Below are 22,103 nucleotides of genomic sequence, written 5' to 3'. Positions count from 1 at the left end.
GCCGAACCTGTCCGTGGGGAATGCGCCTCCGGGTGCATTTGGGCAGTTGGGATAGGAAAGAGGGCGGCCAGCTATGTGGTTCGCCCTCTTTTCTTGCGTGGCCGAGGCGCACATTGACATGATATCACGATATGATATCAATATATCATGCGCTTCCTGGCTGACCTTTCCGACGACGATGTGAAGTGGCTTGAGGAGCAGGCCGCGCAGCAGGGGACATCCCGCGCGGCAATCCTCCGCGAGGCCGTCAGCAGCTATCGTGCCGCCCAGTCCATGCAGGGAGTGGAGCGTTTTTTCGGCCTCTGGGCACAGCATGGCTCATCGGTGGATGGGCTGGCCTATGAACGTCGCGCCCGTGGCGAGTGGGATCGGGATTGGGAGAGCGCCGAGGGCGCACCTCAACCGTGAGCGAGTTCTACTTCGACACCAATATTCTCATCGACGCGCTTCATGAACGCCCGCAGGCGTGGGCGGAGCTGCAGCGCGCCCGTCGGCCGTGGATCAGCCGGATCAGCTGGATCGAGATCATGGCCGGCGCCCCGGATGGGCTCCATGCCGAGACGGAGCGCTTTTTGGATCTTTTCGCGATCGCGGAAGTGAGCGAGGAAGTGGGGCGGCGGGCCGCTTCGCTTCGGCAGCAGCGCCGCTCGCTTAAATTGCCCGATGCCATCATTCTCGCTTCGGCCCAGTTGAGCGGGCGCATATTGGTGACGCGCAACAGCAGGGATTTCCCGGCCAATATGCCGGGCATCCGCATCCCCTACACGATCTGAATTCAAGGAAGGCTCACCCCATGTGCGGAATCATCGGCATCGTCGGCACGCAGGATGTTGCGGAGCGCCTGCTCGACGGGCTGCGGCGGCTCGAATATCGCGGCTATGATTCCGCCGGCGTCGCCACGATCGTGGATGGCCGGATCGAGCGGCGGCGGGCCGAGGGCAAGCTCGTCAATCTTGCCCGTGTGCTGGCCGCCGAGCCGCTGGCGGGCGCGACCGGCATTGCCCATACCCGCTGGGCCACCCATGGCGCGCCGACCACGAGCAACGCGCACCCCCATGCGACGGACGAAGTCGCGGTGGTCCACAATGGCATTATCGAGAATTTCAAGGCGTTGCGCGATGAGCTGATCGGGCGCGGGCGGGTGTTCGCCAGCGAGACCGATACCGAGGTGGTCGCGCATCTGGTGAGCGAGCTGGTCGAGCAGGGCGCTTCACCACAGGACGCCGTGAAGCAGGTGCTGCCCCGTCTGCACGGTGCCTTCGCGCTCGCCATCCTGTTCCGTCGCCATCCCGATCTGTTGATCGGTGCGCGCCTTGGCTCGCCGCTGGTGGTCGGCCATGGCGATGGCGAGACCTATCTCGGGTCGGACGCGCTGGCGCTGGCCCCGCTCACCCAGCGCATCGCCTATCTGGACGAGGGCGACTGGGTGGTGGTGACGCGCGAGGGCGCGCAGGTGTTCGACCGGGCCAACAATCCCGTCGAGCGCGCGGTCACCATCTCCGGCGTGTCCGGTGCGATGATCGACAAGGGCAATCATCGCCACTTCATGCTCAAGGAGATTTACGAGCAGCCCGTGGTGGTGGCGCAGACGCTGCGCAGCTACCTCCGGCGGATCGACGACACGCTCTCCCTGCCGATCCCGGACTTCGACCTTTCGGCCATCGGCCGTGTCACGATTGTCGCGTGCGGCACCAGTTTCTATGCCGGTATGGTCGCCAAATACTGGTTCGAGCAGTTCGCGCGCGTGCCCGTCGATCTCGATTTCGCATCGGAATTTCGCTATCGCGAGCCGGTGATGGAGGCGGGCGGCCTTGCGCTGTTCATCTCCCAGTCTGGCGAGACGGCCGATACGCTCGCGGCGTTGCGCCATGCCAAGGCGGAAGGGCAGAAGATCGCCGTCGTCGTCAACGTGCCGACCAGCTCGATGGCCCGTGAGGCGGACCTGCTGCTGCCGACCCATGCCGGGCCGGAGATCGGGGTCGCCTCGACCAAGGCCTTCACCTGCCAGCTTGCCGTGCTCGCCGCGCTCGCGGCCAATCTCGCCCGCGCCAAGGGACGGCTAACGCGCGCGGAAGAGCAGCGGATCGTCGGCCATCTGGCCGAGGCCCCTGCCGCGATCAATCAGGCGCTGATGCAGGACGAGGCGATCCAGGCCCTCGCGCCGCACATCGCGCCCGCGCGGGACGTGCTCTATCTGGGGCGCGGCACCGATTATCCGCTGGCCCTCGAAGGTGCGCTGAAGCTCAAGGAAATCAGCTACATCCATGCCGAAGGTTATGCGGCGGGTGAAATGAAGCATGGCCCCATCGCGCTGATCGACGAGGCGGTGCCGGTCATCGTCATCGCGCCCTCAGGCCCGCTGTTCGAGAAGACCGTCTCCAACATGCAGGAAGTGCAGGCCCGCGGCGGCAAGGTCGTGCTGATCTCGGACGAGGAGGGCATCGCCGCCGCCGGCGAAGGCTGCCTCGCGACGCTCGCACTCCCCAAGGTCCACCCCCTCATCGCGCCGATGGTCTATGCCGTACCCGTGCAACTGCTCGCCTACCACGTCGCGGTGCTCAAGGGCACGGATGTCGACCAGCCCCGGAATTTGGCGAAGAGCGTGACGGTGGAGTAGGTTCGACCTCTGAGTGTGGCCCCTTGCGGCGCGTATAGTTTTTTAAATGGCGATTAAAATTCGCCGATTTCGAATTTGCGACAATTAAAATTGTCAGATTATTCCGAAATAATATAAGTATTTAGGCATTGGTATCTTCAAAAGTGCATCTTGTCGAAAGGGCATGCCAGTGGCCGGGTGGTTAGCATCTGAGCAAGAATGATAGTACAGATCGGCCATGCACCGGACCTCCGGTCTTAACGCCGATCCGCTAGTTGCGCAGGGTGGCTGCTGCTCATGCGTGCCCACGCAACCACGGCACCTTACTGGCGGCCGAAGTAGGGTGTGCGTGTTTCCGTCGACCGTCGTGCCAACGGCAGCGTCGCACGGCTGGACGATCGATTGGGAAAAACAGTTTCATATCCTGCGCATCGGTGGCCACAAGAGCCTGTTTCCGCTTGTAGAGGTCTCATCCTATGCTCATGATAACAATGCTGGTCGCTGCCGCGGCCCCACCGCAAGATGTGGTGAGGGCAGATCCTGTCGCCGGTATGCTGCCCGCCGGTATCGGCGAAGATGAGGTCGTGATTGCCGGGATCACGGATAGCGCCGTTCAGAAGTGCGTTCGGTTTTTCGAAGAAGAGCTGGCGCCGGAGGCGGGCATGCGTATCGACCGCAGTGCGATGACGTCCAGCCCGGAGCAAGGGCAAATCTGGCGGGCAGATGCGGTGAGCGTGCAACCGCCCCTGCGCGCGTCGCGGTTTACCTGTACCAAGGACGGCAAATCCATTGAGCCGCTAGGCGCGCCAGAGGCGGAATCGCCCGGCAAATGACCATGAGGAAAGGACAGCTGTTGAACGGCAAAATCGGTACGTTGCTATGCGGCCTGCTCGCGCTGGCGCCGATGGCCGCCCAGGCGCGCTCCTCGCAATGGTGGTTCGTGGCACAGGGTGCGGACCGGGTTCTGTTCGTGGATGTGGGCTCCATCGAGCGTGAGGGCGATATCGTCCGGTATCAGGCCAGCCAGGTGATCCGCGATCCCAATGATCCAGCGGCCCTCATCCGCGCCTATATGGTGACCGACTGCAAGAAGCGCACCGAAAGCTGGGATATGGCGATGCGCTATGACGCGGAGGATCAACGGCTCGACGAGACCGCGGTGCGCTTTCCGACCGAAGCCGTCCTGCCCGACACGATCGGCGATGCGCAATTGCAGTTCGTCTGCGCCGCGGATCGCGCGCAGAGTGACGGCTTCCCCCTGCAGATCGACGAAGTCGCTTTTGCCGAAGCCCTGATCGCTGACACCCAGGCGTCGGAAAGCCCGGCGGCAATCCACGAACGCATGCGCCTTGATCCCAAGGTGCCGGTCATTCGCTCGAAGGCGCCCGGCGTTGAAACCTTCGGCACGCCGCAGACCACGCGGGCGGGACATGCCGTCGTTCCACCACGGGATTATGCCAAGGGTGTGCAGATCCCCATCGCCAGTGATTATGACACGGATGTGGTCGGGCAGATTTACGACATTGCCTATCTGGGCGTGCAGAATGGCGATTTGGTGTTCGAGAAGCGCGGCTACAGCATTGACGACCTCGCGCATGCCGGTTCCGGCCAACCCATGCGCTTTCCGCGAGCGCAAAAGACGGTTCATATCGGCGATTTCATGATCGACGTGCTTGAGGCTACGCCGCAATCGCTCCGCTTTCGCGCACAGCTCGTCCGGGACGGCGCCGAGGGACAAGGCGGATGACCTCGGCCTTGCGGCCCATGGTCGTCCTCGCGCTGGCAATCGCCTCCGTGGTGCCTCCTGCGCAGGCGCAGGAAGTCGCGACAGCAACGCAAGCGCCACCAGAAATGGAGGCGTCACAAGAGGACGCGCTGACCTCCGTGCCGGACCTTGTCACGCGCTGTGACGGAGAGGATGCGGACAGTTGCGCCGAACTGGGCGAGCGCTACCGTGAAGGCCGGGGTGTCGCCCGCGATCTGGTGCGGGCGACCTATTTTGCCGGCAAGGCGTGCAATCTTGGTGATATGGCAAGCTGCACCATGGCCGGCTTCGCTTATGGGCAGGGGCAGGGCGTTGCCCTGTCGGTGGACCGAGCCACCGCTTATTATGCCTATGCCTGCCGGAGCGGCGATGCCACCGGATGCTCGAACCTCGGCCTCGCTTATATTCGCGGGGATGGCGTTACGAAGGATGACGTCCGCGCCGCTGCTCTCTTCAGGCAAGCCTGCGACAAGGGATCGTCCGACGGATGCATGAACCTCGGCGCTGCTTATTCGCTGGGCAAGGGATTGCGCCGGAATCATGCAGAAGCCGCGCGCCTGTTCCGGCAAGGCTGCGACGCGGGCGATGACAAATCATGCTATAATCTCGGCGTTCTCTATCGGGACGGCCTCGGCGGGCCGCGTGACTATGCTCGGGCGACAGAATTGTTCGAGAAGACGTGTCAAGCTGGCGACGCGAGCGCTTGCGGCAATCTCGCGATGATGATCCACCGGGGCCAGGGAGTCCGTAAAGACCATAGCGGCGCGCTCGACATGTTCGACAAGGCGTGCGGGCTCGGGGAGGCGGAAAGCTGCTTCATGCTTGGGAAAGCCAATCTGGAGAGCAAGCACGGTCGGGATCGCAATCATGCGCGAGCGATTGCCTTGCTGGAACGATCCCTGACGCTGGACCCGAAGGCCTCCTTTGCCGGCAAGGCGAGGAAGGCGCTCGCCGATGCACGCGCTGCCGCAAGCGCCTCAAGCGCGATCGAGGATGGCGCAGAGGAACAGCGCTGAGGTTCGCGCCCTGGATTTATCGCGGGTTAGGCCGATTCTGTCAGTGGCCCGTTGCTGACAATCGATGAGCACCGCACTCACGACCCTCACCGATAAAATTCACTCTCGATTTTTGACAGTGTTTTGAACCCGTCACCGATGTGGCTGCGCATGGCCGTTTCGGCCGCATCGGCCTCTCCGGCCAAAATGAGGCGCAGCATGTTCTGGTGGTCCGCGTTTGCGGTACGCAGGCGCTCCTCATCGTAGAAACTCTCGAACAACATTCGGTGAATGGGAACATTCAGGCGTTTGAGCAACTCGGCAATAACCGTGTTGCCAGAGCCTTCCACAATGAGTCGATGCCACTCGATATTCAGCCGCCCAAACTTATCCGGCGCCCGATCGTTCACGCATTTGTCGAGTTGCTCCTGGACGATGCACAACTGGTGCTTCTGCTCATCCGAAGCATTTCGTGTGAAGTCGGCGGCGCAGATACCTTCTAATGCAAGACGCGCCCGATAAATTTGCGCAGCTTCCTCAAGGCTGGTGCTTCGGACGGATGCCCCGCGGAATTCTTCGATCAGCACCAGGCCTTCGCCTTCCAGCCGCTGCAACGCTTCGCGCACCTTCGACCGACTAGCGCCGGTTTGCCGGATTATGTCCACTTCGACCAACCGCTGGCCGGGCACAAAACGGCCTGTGCGAATGCGGTCACGCACCCAGTCGGCGACCTCGACGGCCGAGGGTGCCCGCTTGTCCAACTGCTCGTTCATGTTAGGAGCGTCTAATCTCCTGACAATATTGTCAACAATATTGTCATCTGTTTTTTGATTGCATCCGGTGGGTTGATCGCTGATGAAATTGTCAACAATAGGAGAGCGGGGATGCGGGCGGTTAGATGGATCGGGGTGCTGGCTGCTATTACGGCAGCCGTGCCGGGTCCGGCTAAAGACTATGCAGATGTGCAACGCAGCTCGCTCTACGTGCCTGTGCGGGACGGGACGAAGCTGGCCGTCAATATCTATCGACCGGCCAGTGACGGCAAGGTGGAAGAGAAGCGCCTTCCTGTTATCTTCGTCTTCACGCCCTATCGCGCCCGTTTCAAGGACAAGGACGGCGCGGTCAAGGAAGTCGCGCTGGAGGATGGCCTGGCGCTGCGCTCTCTGATTTCCGCCGGTTATGTGGTCGCCGTCGCCGATATTCGCGGCAAGGGCGCGTCCTTCGGCGCGCGGCGGGGTTTTCAGGACCGCACCGAGGCGAAAGATGGCCATGAACTGGTCGAGTGGCTGGCGCGCCAGCCCTTTGCCAGCGGCAAAGTCGGCATGATCGGATGCTCCTATCTGGGGGGCACAACATTTCACACCGCAACCACTGCGCCCCCGGCGCTCAAGGCGGTTTTCATCGGCGCGTCGGACCTCGACAAATATGCTTTCGTGCGGCGCGGCGGTATCACCGCACAGTTCAACACCCGGCCGGACGAGCCGTTGCGCGACGATCTGGCGAGCGTCCCGGTCGATGGCGATGCGGACGGGCAGCAGCTTAAATCAGCCGTTGCCCAGCATGCCCAGAACACGCCGATGGCCGCGCTCTGGTATGGTATGCCCTATCGCGACAGCGTTTCCTCTTTCACTGGAAATCGCTTCTGGGAGGAAGTGGGCGTCTATAATTATCTCGACGCGATCCAGCGGGCGGGCATCGCCACTTATTTCTGGAGCAACTGGCATGACGAGCCAACGGCCCAGTCCCTCTTAAGCGCGGCGAACCTCAAGGGATCGAAATTTCTCGCGGGGCCTGGCAGCCACTGCGTGCCGCCGCCTGGATTCGACTTCACTGGCGAAGTCGTGCGCTATTTCGATCATTATCTCAAAGGCGCGGACAACGGCATCGAGAAGGAGCCGCGTGCGACTTATTGGGTCGAGGGATTGGACGGGAAAGGTGGCTATGCCCGCTCCGACGCGTTGCCGGGTGCCAACGTCACGCCAATGCAGTGGTTCCTGAACGGCGGTCGCAGTGGCACCGCGCGATCGGTGAATGACGGAACGCTCGGTGCAAAGCCGGATCGCGCGGGCGCGGACAAGTTCACGGTGCGCTACGATTTGCCGGGCGCAGACTATTTTGCCTTCTGGGCCAAGCCCATGGACGACAAGGGGCTGAGCTATACCAGCGCCCCGCTGGACAAGCCGCTCAAGCTGATCGGCTATCCGGTCGTGAACCTGCGCGTCTCGGCGGACAAGCCCGATGCCGATGTTTTCGTCTATCTGGATCAGGTGGCGGCCGACGGACAGGCGGAGGTCGTGGCCTTCGGCCGGCTGGCACTAGCGCATCGCAAGAATGGCAAGGCACCCTATGACGTCAAGGGTCTGCCCTGGCACTCAGGGCGCAAGGCAGATGTAGCACCTCTCCCGGTCGGCCAGCAGGCCAATCTGGTGATCGATCTGACGCCGGTGTCGCGGATCGTGCCGGCTGGCGCGCGTTTGCGCGTCACCATCGCCGGTGCGGACCCCCGCCAGCGCAATCTCAAGGAAATACAACAGACTCCCGCCCCGGTTTTCACGGTCGAGCGGGGCAGCGCGGGCGGCTCCTGGGTCAAATTGCCGGTCGCGAACTGAGACGTCGATTAAACATAAAAGCCGCAGGGGCGGCGAGGGAGGTTGGGATGAGCAAGGATTATAAAGGCGGGATCACTCTAGGAACGGCACTGAAGCTGGGCAGCAGCCTGATGGCACTGGCTCTGCCCGCGATGGCGGTGGCGCAGAACGAGGAGGGGGCAGCGCCGGACATCGTCATCACCGGCAGCCGCGTGCGCGGCGAAGCGCCGGTCGGGTCGACGGTCACCACACTTGGCCGGGCTGAGATGGAGGCCTCGAGCGCGGTCACCGTCGATCGCATGATTAAGGAAATCCCGCAGGTCTTCGACCTCGGCGTCTCGGAAAATTCGCGTGGCCAGTCGGGCGGAAGCGGCAACATCACCTATGGCAACTCGGTGAACCTGCGCGGCATCGGGCCTTATGCGACGCTGGTGATGATCGACGGGCACCGCGTGACCAACAACAGCCGTTCGATCGATCCGTCGGTCCTGCCGTCGCTGGGTGTCGAGCGGGTCGAGGTGGTCGCCGACGGCGCATCCGCCATCTACGGTTCGGATGCGGTCGCGGGCGTGGTGAATCTTATTCCCCGTCGGTCACTCGACGGCGGCGAGGTGTTCGCGCGCTCGGGCATATCGTCGCGGGGCGACTTCCATGAGACGACGCTGGGCGCCGCGCTTGGCAAGGTGTTTGAACGCGGGCAGATCATGGTCGCCTACGAGCATGTCGAGCGCTCGAACCTGAGTGGCGATGATCGCGGCTTCTTTACCAGTAACCAGACTGGCTTCGGCGGCGGGGATTACCGGATCGTGCGGTGCGCGCCGGGTAACATCAATGCGAACGGTACGACCTACGCCATCCCGGCGGGGGGCGTGACCCAAGCGACGGCAGGATCGCTGGCGGCAGGCACGCTCAACAGGTGCGACGAGCTGGACAATCAGGATCTCATTCCGGAGCAGCGCTACGACTCATTCAATAGCACGGGTCGCTTCGACCTGACCGACTGGCTGAGCGTCTTCTATGACGGCTTCTATTCAAAGCGTAATTTTTACCGGAATTCCGCCTATTCCAACGCGCGCCTGACGGTGCCGCAGACGAACGCCTTCTTCGTGCGGCCCGCTGGCTTTAGCGGGACCAGCTATACACTCGACTATAACTTCGGCAGCAGCGTGCCGATCAATGACTCGTTCGGTTCTGCGGAAAGCTGGCAAATCACGCCCGGCCTTCGTGCCAAGCTGCCCCATGACTGGGAAGCCGAAGTGCTGTTCGGCTATGGCAAGACCAATGATTTCTCAGGCTCTTATCACGGCATCAATAACGCCGCGCTGAACGCTGCGCTCGCCAGTAGCAACCCCGCGACGGCGTTTGACCCGTACAGCCGTGGTCGCACAAGCGCCGCAGTGCTGGCCGGGATTTCCGACCAGATCTTCCTGGCTCCAACCAATGGCCACCTGAAGACCTATGAAGGTCGCCTCAACGGCTCGCTCTTCGCGCTGCCCGGCGGCGACGTGAAGCTGGCGGCGGGTTATGAGCGGCAGGATTTCAACGTCGCGCTTGGCTCCGCTCGCGGCGGGCCGACGACGCCGATTACCTACCGCCATTTCGGCCGCGAGGTGGACTCCTTCTATGGCGAACTCTACATCCCTATCTTTGGAGCGAACAACGCGGTTCCCGGTTTCGAGCGGCTGGAACTCAACGCCGCCGTGCGCCACGACAAGTATAGTGACGTGGGCAGCACCACCAACCCCAAGTTCGGCCTGAACTGGCAGCCGGTGCGCGGCGTCAAGCTGCGCGGCAGCTACGGCACGTCGTTCCGTGCGCCGACTATCCCGGAGATTTACGGCAACTCGAACAACATATTCGGCCAGAGCTACCAGAACCCGGCGGGCGGTGCGCCGCTGCAGGGCTATGCGCTTTCCGGTCCCAATCTGGACCTGAAGCCGGAGACGGCGACCACCTGGTCGGTCGGCTTGGACTTCGAGCCGACATCCAATCTGAGTTTGGGCGTCACCTATTGGGACGTCAAATATGAAAACCAGGTGCTAGCCAACCTCTCCAACCTCACCATCCTGGGTAACGAGGCGCAGTATGCCGGCACGGGCATCATCCTGCGCGGATCGGCGGCGGCGGCGCGGGTGCAGCAGTTGCTGAGCCAGGGCGTCGCGCTCGCCGGAGGTTCTTTCCCCGGTGGTGATCCGGCCAATGTGACGCTGTTCGTGGACGGACGCAGCCAGAATCTGGGCGTGTCGATCACGCGCGGGATCGACTTCAGCGGAACCTGGAAAGCCGACATCGGTGCGGCCGACCATCTGCTCTTTAACGTGTCGGGTACCTACCTCACAAAGTATAACATCGCCGTGACGCCCGCCGCGCCGCTGGTCGACCGGCGCAACGTCATCTTCAATCCGCTCAAGTTCAAGGCGCGAGCCAGCATTACCTGGGATCACGGGCCACTGAGCGCGCGTGTTCTGGCCACGCATGTTGGTGGATACACCAACAACCTTTCCAACCCGGTGCAGTCCGTGAAGAGCTACACCCCTGTCGACTTGACGCTGACGTGGCGCATCGGGGACCCGCAGGCGACCGGCTTCTTCGAGAAGGGGCTGACGCTCGCGATGGAAGTGCGCAACGTCCTCGATATTGCGCCCCCCTATGTCAATCTGGCGCCCAACGGCAATGGCGGCGGTGGCTATGACGCGACGGCGAGCGATCCCATTGGGAGACTCTTCGCCGTCAGCGTGCGCAAGTCCTTCTAAGGGAGCGGAGCGAACGTGGGGAAGGAGGCGATCTCGATTGTGCTGGCAGGCGATCTGGTTCTGGATGAGCCAGATGGCGCCTACTGGCTGGCCGGGATCGCCCCCGCCCTGCGCGCTGCCGACCTCGCGGTGGGGCATCTGGAAGTGCCCCACACGGCGAGTGTCGCCGAACTCAAGGGAGATGTGCCGGCCCCCGGTGCGCCGCCCGAAAATCTTGCCGCCATCGCGCAGGCAGGGTTCGGGATGCTCAGTCTTGCCGGCAATCACATCGCCGATTGCGGTCCCCAGGGCATTGCCGACACGCTGGCCAGTCTCGATGCGCAAGGCGTGCATCACACCGGCGCGGCGCTGACGCTTGCAGCTGCTCGCGCGCCGGCGATCGTGACGCGCGGTGGCCATCGGATCGCGCTGCTGAGCTATAATTGCGTTGGCCCGGAAAACAGTTGGGCCGGTAAGGATACTGCCGGCTGCGCCTTTCTGCGGGTCGATACGGCAGACGGCGCGCCGATTGCGCCGGCGGCTGCGCTCACCACGCTGACCGCAGAGGCCGTCGCGACCTTGCGGGAGGATATCGTGGCCGCGCGCCAGCAAGCGGACATCGTGCTCGTGGCCCTCCACAAGGGTATCGTTCACACACCGGCGCAACTCGCGCCTTACGAACGCGCGGTTTCTCATGCTGCGATCGATGCGGGGGCGGACGTCGTAATCGGTCACCATGCGCATATCGTGCGCGGTATCGAATTTTATCGTGGGAAGCCGATTTTCCATGGACTTGGCAATGGCTGCGTCGTCACCAGTGCGCTCAGTCCGGCGCAGGATCATCCGGCCCGCGCGGAATGGGCGGAGCGGCGGCGCAAGCTCTTCGGTTTCGAGCCGGACCCGGCTTACACGCTCGCGCCCTTTCATCCTGAAGCGGTGAACGCCTTTCTCGGCACCATCCGTCTCCATGGTGGCGGCGCGATGGACGTGGGCATCATCCCCGTCGATGTCGAAGCACCGGGGCGGCCCGTGCTCGCCTCGCCAGCCCGCGCGGCGGACATCCGGTCCTATGTCGAGCGTATCACGCGAAAGGCGGGACTGCCTGCCATCACAATAGCGGCCGACGGTCGCGTCGAAGAGGTTGGCGCATGAATTCTGCCAGGGTTGCCATGGTCTGGATCGGGGGGGGCGCCCTGATCGCGGCCGCGCTGTTGAACCTGCTCGCCGTGATCGGGCGGCACACCGGCCTGCCGCTCAAGGGCGCGATCGAGCTGGTTCAGGTCGCGGTTCTGGTCGCCGGAGCGCTGGCGCTCGTGGCGGCGACGATCGCCCGGAACCATGCCCGCGTGCATCTGATCCTCGATCGGCTGACGGGCGTTCGGCGCGACATTGCCGAGCGCACCTGCACGGCGCTCTCGATCGTCTTCTATGCAGGGTTGCTCGCCGGCTCCTGCTGGCTCGCGTCCGATCTCTGGAATAGCCAGGAAGTGAGCGAACTGGTCGGCGTGCCATGGCGGTGGATGCGCGCCTTCCTCAATGCCTCGCTTGTTGTCGTCATTGTCCTGCTGGTCCGCCAGCTCGCCGAGCGGCCCCGCTCATGATGTTCGCCACACCCGAGACAGGCTTTATCGGCCTGCTGATCCTGTTGACCATTCTCATGGCCGGCTTGCCGATCGGCGTGTCGCTCGGCCTTGTCGGCTTAGGCGGCTTGATGATCGTGCTGGGGCCGGAAGCGGCGCTCATCAAGGCGGGCGTCGTCGTGGTCGAGACGCTGACCCGCTACGAGCTGGGTACGCTGCCGCTCTTCATGCTGATGGCGCATCTCTTCTTTTCCGCCAATGCCAGCGGCGACCTGTTCGATGCCGCGGCCAAGATGATCGGTCACCGGCGCGGCGGCCTCGCTTATGCGTCGGTGGGCGGGTGCGCCGGCTTCGGATCGATCAACGGATCGAGCCTGGCGACGGCGGCGACCATCGGCCTCGTCGCCCTGCCGGAAATGCGCCAGCGCGGCTATTCCGACGCCCTGGCGACCGGCACGGTCGCGGCGGGCGGCACGCTCGGCCAGATGCTGCCGCCATCCGGCGCGTTGATCGTTTATGGCATCATTGCCGAGCAATCGATCGGCAAGCTGTTCACCGCGACGCTGATCCCGGGCATCTCGCAAATGCTCTTCTACTGCCTGGTCATCTGGCTGCTCTGCCGCTGGAAGCCCTCGATCGCCCCGGCCAGCGCGCGTGCGAGCTGGCCCGAGCGTGGCCGGGCGATGCTTAAGATCGCAGACATGCTGCTGCTGGTCGCCGTGGTACTGGGCGGCATCGTGCTGGGCTGGTTCAGTCCCTCGGAGGCCTCATCCATCGGCACGGCTGGCGCGCTGGTCATCACCGCCTGGCGTGGCCGCCTGAACCGTGACGTGCTGTTCCGCGCCTTCTCGGAAACGTTGCGCACGGCGGGGCTTATCTTCCTCGTCATCATCGGTGCGATCACCTTCTCGGTCTTCATCAGCGTCACCGGTCTGACCGAGGCGGTAGGCAGCAGCGTGACGCAAATGGGCCTCGGCACCATCCCCACGCTCCTCGTCGTGGCGGTTCTGCTGCTGCTGCTCGGATCGGTGCTGGATGGCCTTGCGCTGATGCTGCTCACCACGCCGATCCTGCTCCCGATCGTCGAGAGCGTGGGCATGTCGCCCATCTGGTTCGGCATCTTCATCACCCGCGCGATGGAGATCGGCTTCGTCCACCCACCGCTCGGCATGAACCTCTACGTGATTCAAGGCGTGGCGAAGGATGTGCCGCTCGGCCGCATCTTCCGGGGCGTGATGCCCTTCCTTGCCAGCGATCTCATCCACCTGCTGCTCATCATTCTCTTGCCGGCCATGGTGCTGTGGCTGCCCACCGTATTTGGACAATGACCATGATCGCTTATGTCGGCCCCGATCTGCCGCAAGACTTGCTCGCCGCGACGGGCGCCTGTTCCGGCCCGGTGGCCTGGAACGTCGATCGCGCCATGCCCACTGCCGACCGCTGGCTGGAAAGCAAATTCCCGTTCTGGGCGCGATCTATCGTGCAGGACTGGGCGGATGGGGCCCTGGACAGTTTCGATGCCGTCATCTTCTCCCGAGCGGACGACGCTGCGCAACGGCTCTATTACTATATCTGCGAGCTACGCAGACAGGGAGAGGTCAAGGGCCCCGAGCCGCTGATCTTCGACGTCGCGCGGATCGCCCGCTCGAGCAGCGCGGCGCATATGGTGGCCGCTGTCCGCCAGCTTGCCGATCGGCTGGGGCTGAATGCCCCCGCACTGGAGCGTGGCATCGCCGAAACGAACCGGCGTCGCGCATCGGCCAGCGGGATGGCGGGCATGGCTGCGCGTTGTTGCCTGCTGGCTGGCACGCCGCCGCCTGATCGCCGTCTCCATGCCGTCATCGAGGCGGCGCGCTGGTCCGCATGCGGACCGACGCTGGTGGATGCCTGGCAAGATCCGGGCGCGGCCGTTGAGGAGGCGAGCGGCGATCCGATAACCGCCATCGCGCGCCAGCTCCATGCCGGCTCGCAGAGCGGCCGCGCCTTTTTCGATCGCGCATCGGATCTGGTCGACAGGGCGCGGACATTCGGCGCCTCGGCGGTCGTGCTCTGGTTTGCGGAGGAGGATGAGGCGCGCATCTGGCATCTGCCCGCGCAGCGTGAGGCCTTGTCACAGGCCGGTATTTCCAACCTCATCATGACGCGGCGCGACTGGCGCGGAACTGACGGCGCGGCCGGCGAGATTACGCAATTTCTGAAGGAGCTGTCTGCATGATGCCGTTATCCGGTCATCGCGTCGCCATTCTGGGCGGCATGGCGGATCGGCCACTGGCCCGTTTCCTGGCTTCGATCGGGGCGGAGCTGGGCGGTCCGGTGGAGGGCGCATCGTTCGTCATCGACGATATCGGGCTGGAGGGGTTGGGGGGCATTGCCATCCCGGAGACTGCCGTGCACGTGTCAGTCACCAGCTTCGGCTCGGGTGGTCCACGGTCGCAATGGAAAGGCGGCGAGCTGGTGGCCTCTGCCATGGGAGGTGCCCTCCGCGTGACCGGCGAGCCGGATCTGGCACCGGTGAAGGAAGCGGGGGATGCCTGCACCTTCCACGCGGATATGGTGGCTGCGGCCGGGGCAATGGCCGCCCATTATTCGCGCGGCACGCACGGAAAGGGGCAACATGTCGATGTCTCGATCCAGCAGGTGGCCTTCAGTCGCAATTTCAACGGCGTGCTGTGCTGGCAGTTCGACCGGCGCAAGCTCACGCGTGTGGGCGGTGCGCTCGCTTATGGCAAAGCGACCGTGCGGGCCATCTGGCGGCTGGCGGACGGCTGGTGCTTCCACTCGCTGATGACCGGGCGGCTCGGCGCGCCCGCCAATCAGGCCCTCTCGGACTGGATGGATGAAGTCGGTGTCCCCAATCCGCTGCACGGCACGGACTGGCTGAGCTACAATCGCTCTACGCTGCCGGCCGACACGCGGGCGCTGTGGGAGGCAGCGATCGCCGCCTTCTTCCTCTCGCGCACCAAGCATGAGATCGCGACCGAAGGGCTGAGGCGCGGCATCAATGCCTGCGTGGCGAACGAGCCGGGCGATGTGCTGGCCGATCCGCATCTGGCGGCGCGCCACTTCTTCGATACGCCTTCGGGCCTGCCGGAGCGCTTCGCGACGATCCGCAAGGGCGCTGCCATTGCCGCGCCCGCCATCCACACCGGCGAGCGGCCGGGGCCGCTGGCGGGCGTTCGGGTGCTGGATTTCGCCTGGGCTCTGGTCGGATCGATCACGACCAAGACGCTCGGTGATCTTGGCGCGGAGATCGTGAAGATCGAGAGCCGCACGCGGCCTGATCTTGCCCGTCTCGACGTGCAGGTTTCCGCGTCCAGCCCAGGCAATTGGGACGACAAGCCCTGGTTCGCGCATCTCAACAGCTCCAAACGCAGCCTCTCGCTGAACATGAAGAAACCGGAGGCGCGTGAACTCATCGATCCGCTGATCGACTGGGCCGATGTGGTGGTCGAGAATTTCTCCCCCGGCACGATGAAGAAGCTTGGCCTCGATTATGATGCACTGGCGGCGCGCAACCCGGGCATCGTCATGGTGTCGGGCAGCGTGTTCGGCCAGACCGGTCCGCTGGCGCAGGAATGGGGTGTCGACGGGACCGGTGGCGCACTCTCGGGACGGACCTTCCTCACCGGCTATCCGGACCGCGATCCCGTCATCCCCGGCGCGGTGCCCTATGGCGACGTCATCGTGCCGTTCGTCATGGCAGGATCAGTGGCGGCGGCGCTGCAGCATCGCCGCGAAACCGGGCTTGGTTGTCATATCGATGCCTCGATGTACGAGATCTGCGTGCAACAGATGCGGGACTATCTGGCGGCGGCGCGGCGCGGCGAGTGCCCGCAGCGCTCGGGCAATGCGGATCCCGCTGTTTTCTTTCAGGATGTCTTCCAGGCGCAGGGCGAGGATCGATGGGTGGCGATCAGCCTGAGGGACGAAGCAGAGCTTGCCAGACTCCACGCCATTGCCGGCGGCGACGTCGCGGCGTGGGTCGCGCAACGCGCCGACCATGCCATTATGGCCGAGCTTCAGGCCGCCGGCATCGCCTGCGGTGTGGTGCAGGATTGTGAAGACATGATCGATCACGATCCGCAACTTGCCGGGCGCGGCGCGTTGGTGACGCTTGACCACCCGCTGCTTGGGGCATTCGGCCACATCGCAACCCCCATCAAATTTTCGCATGATCGCTTGGAGCCGTTCCGCGCGCCGCGCATGGGCGAGCATGCTCACGCCATCGCCCGCGACATTTGCGGCCTCTCAGAGGCCCGCATCGCACAGCTCGACGCTGCAGGAGTTTTTGAATGAGCCAGGATGTCTCGACGCGGGCAACAGGGCAGCGCAGCCGCAAGGATCTGGCCTGCACGGCAGCAGCCAGCGCCTATCAGAAGCAGTTCGGTGCGGATCTGCGGCGCCGGGTCGTGGATGAGGGCGAGCCTTTCGCCATCGTGCAGGCCGACACGCCGCACGAAATCTTCCACGTGATGGATATTCCGATCATCACCAACCAGTGGTGGTCGGCCTATATTTCGGCAAAGCAGCTCTCGAACCAGTATTTTGAGGTAATGGCCCGGCATGGCTATCCGGAGAATAGCTGCAAATATTGCTCGCTGGGCCTTGCCTGCACGCTCGCGAACGATCCTAAGACCGCCCCTTGGGGAGGCCTGCCCACGCCGACTGTGCTGGTGGCGCGGCTGACCTGCGACTGCATTCAGCATGTCTTCGGCCAATGGGCGCAGGCGCTAGGCAGCGAATTTTTTGCGATGGAGGCGCCGGCATGGGAGCACAAGGACCCGCGCTGGTTCGAGCATAGCCGGGGCGACTGGCGCCAGGTCTACGATGCCGATCGTATCGCGCTGATGGTCGCGGAGATGCGTGATCTGATCGCCCTGCTGGAGAACCGCACCGGGCGAAAGTTCGACGAGGCGAAGCTCCACTATCTGATGGAGCGGATCAACGAGCAGGAGGGCTATATCTGGGAGGCGGCGCAGGCCATCGGCCGGGCGCGGCCTTGCCCCGTGTCGATCGCCGAGCAGATGCCCAACACGATGATCCCGCAATGGCATCGCGGATCGGATTGGGCGGTCGCCCATGCCAAACGTTTCCGCGATGAGGTGATGGAGCGCATCGCAAATGGCACCGGCTCTGCCAGCAACGAGAAGGTCCGCCTCATGTGGATCGGCGCGGGTGTGTGGCACGACCCCGGCTTCTATCAGGCCCTGGAGGAACGGCTCGGCGCGGTCTTCGTCTGGTCGATGTATATGCCGTTCGCCGGGCCGCAATATATCCGTGAGCTGCAGGGCGAGCCGATGGATGCGCTGGCCAGCCGTATCTGCTCCATGAACGAAGTGCTGCACCTGCCGCCGTGGATGAACGGCTGGATGACCAGCGAGGCGGAGCGCTGCGGCATCGACGCCTGCGTTGTGTTGCTCCCGCCGGACAACCGCCTCTCGCAATCGGGCACAAAGCTGACCGCGCTGTCGCTGGAGGCAGCAGGCGTGCCGGTGCTGACCATTGATGCCGACATGGTGGATGCCAAGAACTGGGACCATGACAGGATGGTGGCGACGGTGGCCAGCTTCCTCGCCGAGCGGGGGCTTGCATGAGGCTGCGGGCGTTCCTGCCTTCGCTACTACTGCTGCTGGCGTCCTGCGCCCGGCCTGTGCCGCAGGACGTAACGGAACTCACTTATGCAACGCCCTACAGCCCCAATCATCCGTTCAGCAAAGCGGATCAGGCGTGGATGGCGTTTGTCGAGCAGCGCTCGCACGGCCGCATCCGCATCCGGCCGAGCTGGTCCGGGGCGCTGCTTTCGTCCGACATGTCGATGGAGGAACTGCGCCACGGTGTCGCGGATGTGGGGCTCATCACGCCCATCTACGCGCGCGGCGGCGCCCATCTCATCCGCATCCAGACGGGTTTCTACGGCGGTGCGGACAGCATTGAATCCCAACTTGCGCTCTATCGTTGCATCGCGGCGGCGAACCCCGAGATCGGCCACGAGCTGGAAGGGCTCAAGGTGCTGGCGGTGCAGGGCGGATCGCTCGCCGGCGTCGTCACCACCAGCAGGCAGGTGAACTCCTTGGCCGATCTGCGCGGCCTGCGTCTGCGCGCGCCGACGGAGCTGCTGAGCGTGCTCGAATCCCTCGGCGCCGATCCGGTGAACATGCCGATGGCTGACGTCTATTCGGCCATGGCGAAGGGTGTGATCGATGGCGTCATCGCACCTGGCGACACGTTCAAGTCGCTACATTTCGCCGAGGTCGCCCGCCACTATAACAACCTCGCTATTCCACGCGGCGCCTATCCTGCTCGGGCGATGGGGATGGAGCGCTGGAATCGGCTGAGTGCGCAGGATCGGGCTATCCTCGAGGAGTCGCAAGCGGTCTGGGAAGCAGCGCTCGCGCGCGAGATCTATGCTGCGCTTGAAAAGGGACTGGAAGAAGCGCGCGCCCAGCATGTGACGATCAATGGCGTGTCGCGTCAGGAGCAGGCGCGGTTTGATGCGCTCTATCTGCGCGATTCGGAGGGCAATGCCCGCGAGCTGTCCCGCTTCGGCATTGATGGTCTCAGGGCGTTCCGCACCGCACGCGCTTCCGTGCAGGGTCGCGACAAAATTCAGTGTGGAGGAAATCAATGAAGCACGTCGCGCCGCTGCTCTGTGCTTTGGCTGCCATCCTGCAGGCCCCTTCCGCATCGGCCCAGATACCTTCTGGCATCATCGGAGCTCCCGGCGGAACAGGCGATCTGCCCGCGATTGCGGAAGGGCGAGCGGATGCGCCCGGCTACACCATCTATCGCCCGGCGAAGCTGCCACAAAGACGCCTGCCGTTGGTGCTGTGGGGTAATGGTGGCTGCCGCAATGACGGGCTGTCGGCCAGTGGCTTCCTGCGCGAGATCGCCAGCCATGGCTATATCGTCATCGCCAATGGCGCGCCCAAAGGGGAGAAGCCATCGACGCAACCGACCGCTGGGACCGAGCGGGGACCCGAGCCGCCCATGCCGCCACCCGCAACCGCGGACGAAACCTCAGTGGACCAGCTCCTCGCTGCAATCGACTGGGTGAAGGGTAGCCCCTACGGACGCGACATCGATACCATGCAGATCGCGGTGATGGGACATAGTTGCGGTGGCCTGCAGGCGCTTGCCGCCGCTGCCGATCCGCGCATTCGCACGGCCGTTATCTTCAACAGCGGTGTGTACAACCGGCCAGGCAATGGCCTTAGCCGCGTCTCGATCGCCAAGGACGATCTGCGCAAGCTGCATACACCGGTCGCCTACATCTTGGGCGGACCGACCGACATCGCCTATCCCAACGGCAATGACGATGTGGGCCGCATTGATCATGTGCCCGTCTTCTACGCCAACAAGAACACGGGCCATGGCGGAACGTTCGGCGCGGTGAACGGCGGGGACTACGGCCGGATCGCGGTGGCGTGGCTCGACTGGCAACTCAAGCGTGACGCGAAGGCGGGTCAACTCTTCACGGGGGCGTCCTGCGGCCTTTGCAAAGACCCCGCATGGACGATCGTTCGCAAACAATTTCCGGAAAAACCATGACCCAACCGCTTGCGGGCATCCGCATCGCCGATTTCAGCCATGTGATGGCCGGGCCTTATGCGTCGCACCTGTTGCGGCTGATGGGGGCCGACGTCATTAAGATCGAGTCGCCCAAGGGCGACAATTTCCGCAGTTACGGATCGGATCCGCGCTTTGAAGGTCTCTCACCTGCATTCATTGCGGCCAATGCAGGGAAGAAGTCGATCATGCTGGATCTCAAGGATCCCGCCGACCTCGACATCGCCCACGCGATCGTGGCGCGGTGTGATGTGATGCTGGAGAACTTCCGGCCCGGCGTCATCACACGTCTCGGCCTTGGCTACGAGGCAGTTCGAGAACTGCGGCCGGATATCATCTTTTGCTCGGTGTCCGGCTATGGGCAGGACAGTCCTCAACGCGACTGGCCGGCCATCGACAATATCGTGCAGGCGACCAGCGGGATGATGATGCTGAGCGGCGAAGAGGGTGACCCGCCGGTGCGCGTCGGTTTTCCCATTGTCGATACGCTGACCGGCCAGACCGCGGCACTTGCCATCCTGTCCGCACTGGTACGGCGACTGCAGGGCGGCGGCGGCAGTTATATCGATGTGTCGATGTTCGATGCCAGCCTGGCCTTCATGACGTCGGCCGTGACGCCCTATCTGCTGACCGGGCAAGCGATGTCCCGCATGGGCAATACCGGCTATAGCGGCCTGCCCACCGCTTCGTTGTTCACAGCCAGGGACGGGCGGCAGATTTCGCTCGGCGTCGTGCAGCCCAACCAGTTTGCCGCGCTTGCCCGGTTCACCGGACGAGAGGACTGGCTGACTGATCCGCTGTTCGCCACGCCAGAAGCACGGCGGGCCAACTTCGACGCCATGAAGGCGGAACTGGAGAGGGTGTTCGCCACAAGGGATGCGGCCGCCTGGGAAGCAGGATTGAGCGAAGCTGGCATCCCTTGCGGGATGGTGCGCCGGGTCGATGAAGCGGCCGAACTGGCGCGTCCGGATGCGCTTGTATCCTTCGATATCCCCGAGGGACCTCTTACGGGACCAGTGCGCTACCCCGGTGCCGGCTTCCGCCTTACACCCGGTCTTCAAGTCGGCGAAGTCCCGCCTCGCCTCGATGAAAATCGGGCCGAGATTCTTGCTTGGCTCCACCGGGCGGAGCCAGGCCACTAGGCTGCCATGGACACACGCTTGTCACGAAGGCTGTCAGCAACCGCGACAAGAACTACGCGGCCGCAAAGATCGCTTGGCGGACGGAGCAACTGCAGAATAATATCGCTCCGTGTCTCAACGCGCTCGACTGTCCGATCGCAAGAAGAGCGCCATTGCAGACCGAAGACGAAGCGATTGACAGAGAAGATGTCCGGTTGCGTGTGCAGATGCGCGACCGTGCGGCACGTGAGGATGAAGTTCGCAATGCGCCGGGCCAAAGGCAAGAAAAGTGTCGCTTAAATTGCTTTAGACACATCATTTCTGATCGGGCTCGCTGCGCTGGTTTCCAGCCGTGCATATCTCGTTCTGGCGCTGCGGGGATCGGCGCACGAGATGGATATCGGACGGCAAAGTCGTGTCGCACCTCGCGGATGGGTAGCAGGCAGCGGTTGATCGCATCGCGGTTGCGGTGCAGGGGAGAGGTTGGGACGTTCGCCAGAGGCGCTATGCCGGGACCGTCTTCGACGGAGCAACCTGAGCTCTATCCCTCGCCTCGCCCATAATTCTCGATCGCCTGGCTAACCCGCTGGAGGACGGAGAGACAGGTCTCCAGCTCAGAGCGGGAGACGTCGCTGAGCAGTGCGTCCCTTATGTCGCTCACCTCCTGCGAGATCGTCTCGATGATCGGATGCGCCGCTGGCGTAAGGTGCAGGTTCTTGACGCGGCGATCCGTGCTGCTCTCACGCCGCTCAAGCAGCCCCTGACGGACGAGCTCGTCCACGATGGCCACCAAAGTGGCGCTGGTGACGGACATATGTTCCGCCAGTTCGGTCTGGGTAATCCCCGGCTGCAGTCGCGCCCAGGCGAGTACCCGCCAGCGGGGCTGTGTCTGGCCCGCGAAGCGCAGATGTTCATCCAGCAGATTGCGCCACGCACGGCCCGTGCCGACCAGCCACCAAGACATCTGCACCCGCAAATCAGCATCCGAACCGGGTTCCTGACCACGGGCCGGCGGCGGTCCTGGCACGAACCGCGCCTTCGCATCCTTTGCGGAAAACGGCGCGATTTTCGGCAAATCCTTTGCGTCTTTCGACCTTCCCATCATCGCCCTCCTGCCTTGTTGGTCTTGATGCTTCAACACCCATTGCCTTCACTTTAAA

19 protein-coding genes are annotated in these 22,103 nt (G+C 63.8%); 17 read left to right on the top strand and 2 right to left on the bottom strand.

The window, feature by feature from the left end; translation table 11 throughout:
• Window positions 1-147 precede the first annotated feature (147 nt).
• The 6 genes from M2336_RS15800 (at window position 148) to M2336_RS15775 (ending at window position 5,377) form a co-directional block, all read left to right on the top strand.
• The gene (locus tag M2336_RS15800; protein WP_264573219.1) at window positions 148-408 is read left to right on the top strand and encodes a ribbon-helix-helix protein, CopG family; all 261 of its coding nucleotides are present in this window, start codon (window positions 148-150) and stop codon (window positions 406-408) included.
• Window positions 405-773 carry a type II toxin-antitoxin system VapC family toxin gene (locus tag M2336_RS15795; RefSeq protein ID WP_264570817.1) on the top strand — a complete coding sequence of 123 codons (369 nt, stop codon included), beginning with the start codon at window positions 405-407 and terminating at the stop codon, window positions 771-773. Before M2336_RS15800 ends, M2336_RS15795 begins: the two co-directional genes overlap by 4 nt.
• A gap of 20 nt (window positions 774-793) precedes the next feature.
• Complete coding sequence (gene glmS / locus M2336_RS15790; RefSeq protein ID WP_264570816.1) at window positions 794-2,617, top strand: glutamine--fructose-6-phosphate transaminase (isomerizing); 1,824 nt, start codon at window positions 794-796, stop codon at window positions 2,615-2,617.
• Between the two features lie 470 nt (window positions 2,618-3,087).
• Window positions 3,088-3,429 (top strand): hypothetical protein, encoded by a 342-nt coding sequence (locus M2336_RS15785; RefSeq protein ID WP_264573218.1) that lies wholly within the window; start codon window positions 3,088-3,090, stop codon window positions 3,427-3,429.
• A 20-nt stretch (window positions 3,430-3,449) separates the two neighbouring features.
• Entirely contained in the window at window positions 3,450-4,343 is an 894-nt protein-coding gene (locus M2336_RS15780; protein ID WP_264573217.1) for a hypothetical protein, read from the top strand.
• Complete coding sequence (locus M2336_RS15775) at window positions 4,340-5,377, top strand: tetratricopeptide repeat protein (protein ID WP_264573216.1); 1,038 nt, start codon at window positions 4,340-4,342, stop codon at window positions 5,375-5,377. Before M2336_RS15780 ends, M2336_RS15775 begins: the two co-directional genes overlap by 4 nt.
• An 86-nt stretch (window positions 5,378-5,463) precedes the next feature.
• Here the strand turns inward: M2336_RS15775 and M2336_RS15770 are convergent, their stop codons facing one another.
• Window positions 5,464-6,129: a GntR family transcriptional regulator gene (locus M2336_RS15770; RefSeq protein WP_264571406.1), complete on the bottom strand. Its 666-nt coding sequence runs from the start codon at window positions 6,127-6,129 to the stop codon at window positions 5,464-5,466.
• Between the two features lie 111 nt (window positions 6,130-6,240).
• Between M2336_RS15770 and M2336_RS15765 the strand changes: the two genes are divergently transcribed.
• The 11 genes from M2336_RS15765 to M2336_RS15715 are packed head-to-tail and all read left to right on the top strand — an operon-like array spanning window position 6,241 to window position 20,964.
• Complete coding sequence (locus tag M2336_RS15765; RefSeq protein WP_264573215.1) at window positions 6,241-7,965, top strand: CocE/NonD family hydrolase; 1,725 nt, start codon at window positions 6,241-6,243, stop codon at window positions 7,963-7,965.
• Between the two features lie 47 nt (window positions 7,966-8,012).
• Window positions 8,013-10,697 (top strand): TonB-dependent receptor plug domain-containing protein, encoded by a 2,685-nt coding sequence (locus tag M2336_RS15760; RefSeq protein ID WP_264593190.1) that lies wholly within the window; start codon window positions 8,013-8,015, stop codon window positions 10,695-10,697.
• 15 nt (window positions 10,698-10,712) lie between these two features.
• Entirely contained in the window at window positions 10,713-11,828 is a 1,116-nt protein-coding gene (locus M2336_RS15755) for a CapA family protein (protein ID WP_264573213.1), read from the top strand.
• Window positions 11,825-12,277 carry a TRAP transporter small permease subunit gene (locus M2336_RS15750; protein ID WP_181560754.1) on the top strand — a complete coding sequence of 151 codons (453 nt, stop codon included), beginning with the start codon at window positions 11,825-11,827 and terminating at the stop codon, window positions 12,275-12,277. Before M2336_RS15755 ends, M2336_RS15750 begins: the two co-directional genes overlap by 4 nt.
• Window positions 12,274-13,584 carry a TRAP transporter large permease gene (locus M2336_RS15745; RefSeq protein WP_264573212.1) on the top strand — a complete coding sequence of 437 codons (1,311 nt, stop codon included), beginning with the start codon at window positions 12,274-12,276 and terminating at the stop codon, window positions 13,582-13,584. Before M2336_RS15750 ends, M2336_RS15745 begins: the two co-directional genes overlap by 4 nt.
• A gap of 2 nt (window positions 13,585-13,586) precedes the next feature.
• Window positions 13,587-14,471 (top strand): hypothetical protein, encoded by an 885-nt coding sequence (locus M2336_RS15740; protein WP_264593189.1) that lies wholly within the window; start codon window positions 13,587-13,589, stop codon window positions 14,469-14,471.
• On the top strand, window positions 14,468-16,552 hold the full coding sequence (locus M2336_RS15735; protein WP_264573210.1) for a CaiB/BaiF CoA-transferase family protein: 2,085 nt from the start codon (window positions 14,468-14,470) through the stop codon (window positions 16,550-16,552). Before M2336_RS15740 ends, M2336_RS15735 begins: the two co-directional genes overlap by 4 nt.
• Window positions 16,549-17,850 (top strand): 2-hydroxyacyl-CoA dehydratase subunit D, encoded by a 1,302-nt coding sequence (locus M2336_RS15730; RefSeq protein ID WP_264571399.1) that lies wholly within the window; start codon window positions 16,549-16,551, stop codon window positions 17,848-17,850. Before M2336_RS15735 ends, M2336_RS15730 begins: the two co-directional genes overlap by 4 nt.
• A complete protein-coding gene (gene dctP, locus M2336_RS15725) occupies window positions 17,847-18,884 on the top strand; it encodes a TRAP transporter substrate-binding protein DctP (RefSeq protein ID WP_264571398.1) in 1,038 nt (345 codons plus the stop codon). The genes M2336_RS15730 and dctP overlap by 4 nt, the downstream gene beginning before the upstream one ends.
• Window positions 18,881-19,804: a hypothetical protein gene (locus M2336_RS15720; RefSeq protein WP_264573209.1), complete on the top strand. Its 924-nt coding sequence runs from the start codon at window positions 18,881-18,883 to the stop codon at window positions 19,802-19,804. The genes dctP and M2336_RS15720 overlap by 4 nt, the downstream gene beginning before the upstream one ends.
• On the top strand, window positions 19,801-20,964 hold the full coding sequence (locus tag M2336_RS15715; RefSeq protein ID WP_264573208.1) for a CaiB/BaiF CoA transferase family protein: 1,164 nt from the start codon (window positions 19,801-19,803) through the stop codon (window positions 20,962-20,964). The genes M2336_RS15720 and M2336_RS15715 overlap by 4 nt, the downstream gene beginning before the upstream one ends.
• Window positions 20,965-21,484: 520 nt before the next feature.
• Here the strand turns inward: M2336_RS15715 and M2336_RS15710 are convergent.
• On the bottom strand, window positions 21,485-21,970 hold the full coding sequence (locus tag M2336_RS15710) for a MarR family winged helix-turn-helix transcriptional regulator (RefSeq protein ID WP_264593188.1): 486 nt from the start codon (window positions 21,968-21,970) through the stop codon (window positions 21,485-21,487).
• Window positions 21,971-22,103: the final 133 nt, after the last annotated feature.

This window comes from Sphingobium sp. B1D7B, from assembly GCF_025961965.1.
Taxonomy (GTDB): Bacteria; Pseudomonadota; Alphaproteobacteria; order Sphingomonadales; family Sphingomonadaceae; genus Sphingobium.
Note: the sequence above shows the minus strand (reverse complement) of the source record. Positions and strands in the feature narration are given on the sequence as shown.

Excerpts from the sequence above, each read along its gene's own strand:
- M2336_RS15800 (WP_264573219.1), top strand. The coding sequence starts at position 148 with ATGCGCTTCCTGGCTGACCTTTCCGACGACGATGTGAAGTGGCTTGAG.
- glmS (WP_264570816.1), top strand. The coding sequence starts at position 794 with ATGTGCGGAATCATCGGCATCGTCGGCACGCAGGATGTTGCGGAGCGC.
- M2336_RS15785 (WP_264573218.1), top strand. The coding sequence starts at position 3,088 with ATGCTGGTCGCTGCCGCGGCCCCACCGCAAGATGTGGTGAGGGCAGAT.
- M2336_RS15775 (WP_264573216.1), top strand. The coding sequence starts at position 4,340 with ATGACCTCGGCCTTGCGGCCCATGGTCGTCCTCGCGCTGGCAATCGCC.
- M2336_RS15770 (WP_264571406.1), bottom strand. The coding sequence starts at position 6,129 with ATGAACGAGCAGTTGGACAAGCGGGCACCCTCGGCCGTCGAGGTCGCC.
- M2336_RS15765 (WP_264573215.1), top strand. The coding sequence starts at position 6,241 with ATGCGGGCGGTTAGATGGATCGGGGTGCTGGCTGCTATTACGGCAGCC.
- M2336_RS15760 (WP_264593190.1), top strand. The coding sequence starts at position 8,013 with ATGAGCAAGGATTATAAAGGCGGGATCACTCTAGGAACGGCACTGAAG.
- M2336_RS15750 (WP_181560754.1), top strand. The coding sequence starts at position 11,825 with ATGAATTCTGCCAGGGTTGCCATGGTCTGGATCGGGGGGGGCGCCCTG.
- M2336_RS15745 (WP_264573212.1), top strand. The coding sequence starts at position 12,274 with ATGATGTTCGCCACACCCGAGACAGGCTTTATCGGCCTGCTGATCCTG.
- M2336_RS15740 (WP_264593189.1), top strand. The coding sequence starts at position 13,587 with ATGATCGCTTATGTCGGCCCCGATCTGCCGCAAGACTTGCTCGCCGCG.
- M2336_RS15735 (WP_264573210.1), top strand. The coding sequence starts at position 14,468 with ATGATGCCGTTATCCGGTCATCGCGTCGCCATTCTGGGCGGCATGGCG.
- M2336_RS15730 (WP_264571399.1), top strand. The coding sequence starts at position 16,549 with ATGAGCCAGGATGTCTCGACGCGGGCAACAGGGCAGCGCAGCCGCAAG.
- dctP (WP_264571398.1), top strand. The coding sequence starts at position 17,847 with ATGAGGCTGCGGGCGTTCCTGCCTTCGCTACTACTGCTGCTGGCGTCC.
- M2336_RS15720 (WP_264573209.1), top strand. The coding sequence starts at position 18,881 with ATGAAGCACGTCGCGCCGCTGCTCTGTGCTTTGGCTGCCATCCTGCAG.
- M2336_RS15715 (WP_264573208.1), top strand. The coding sequence starts at position 19,801 with ATGACCCAACCGCTTGCGGGCATCCGCATCGCCGATTTCAGCCATGTG.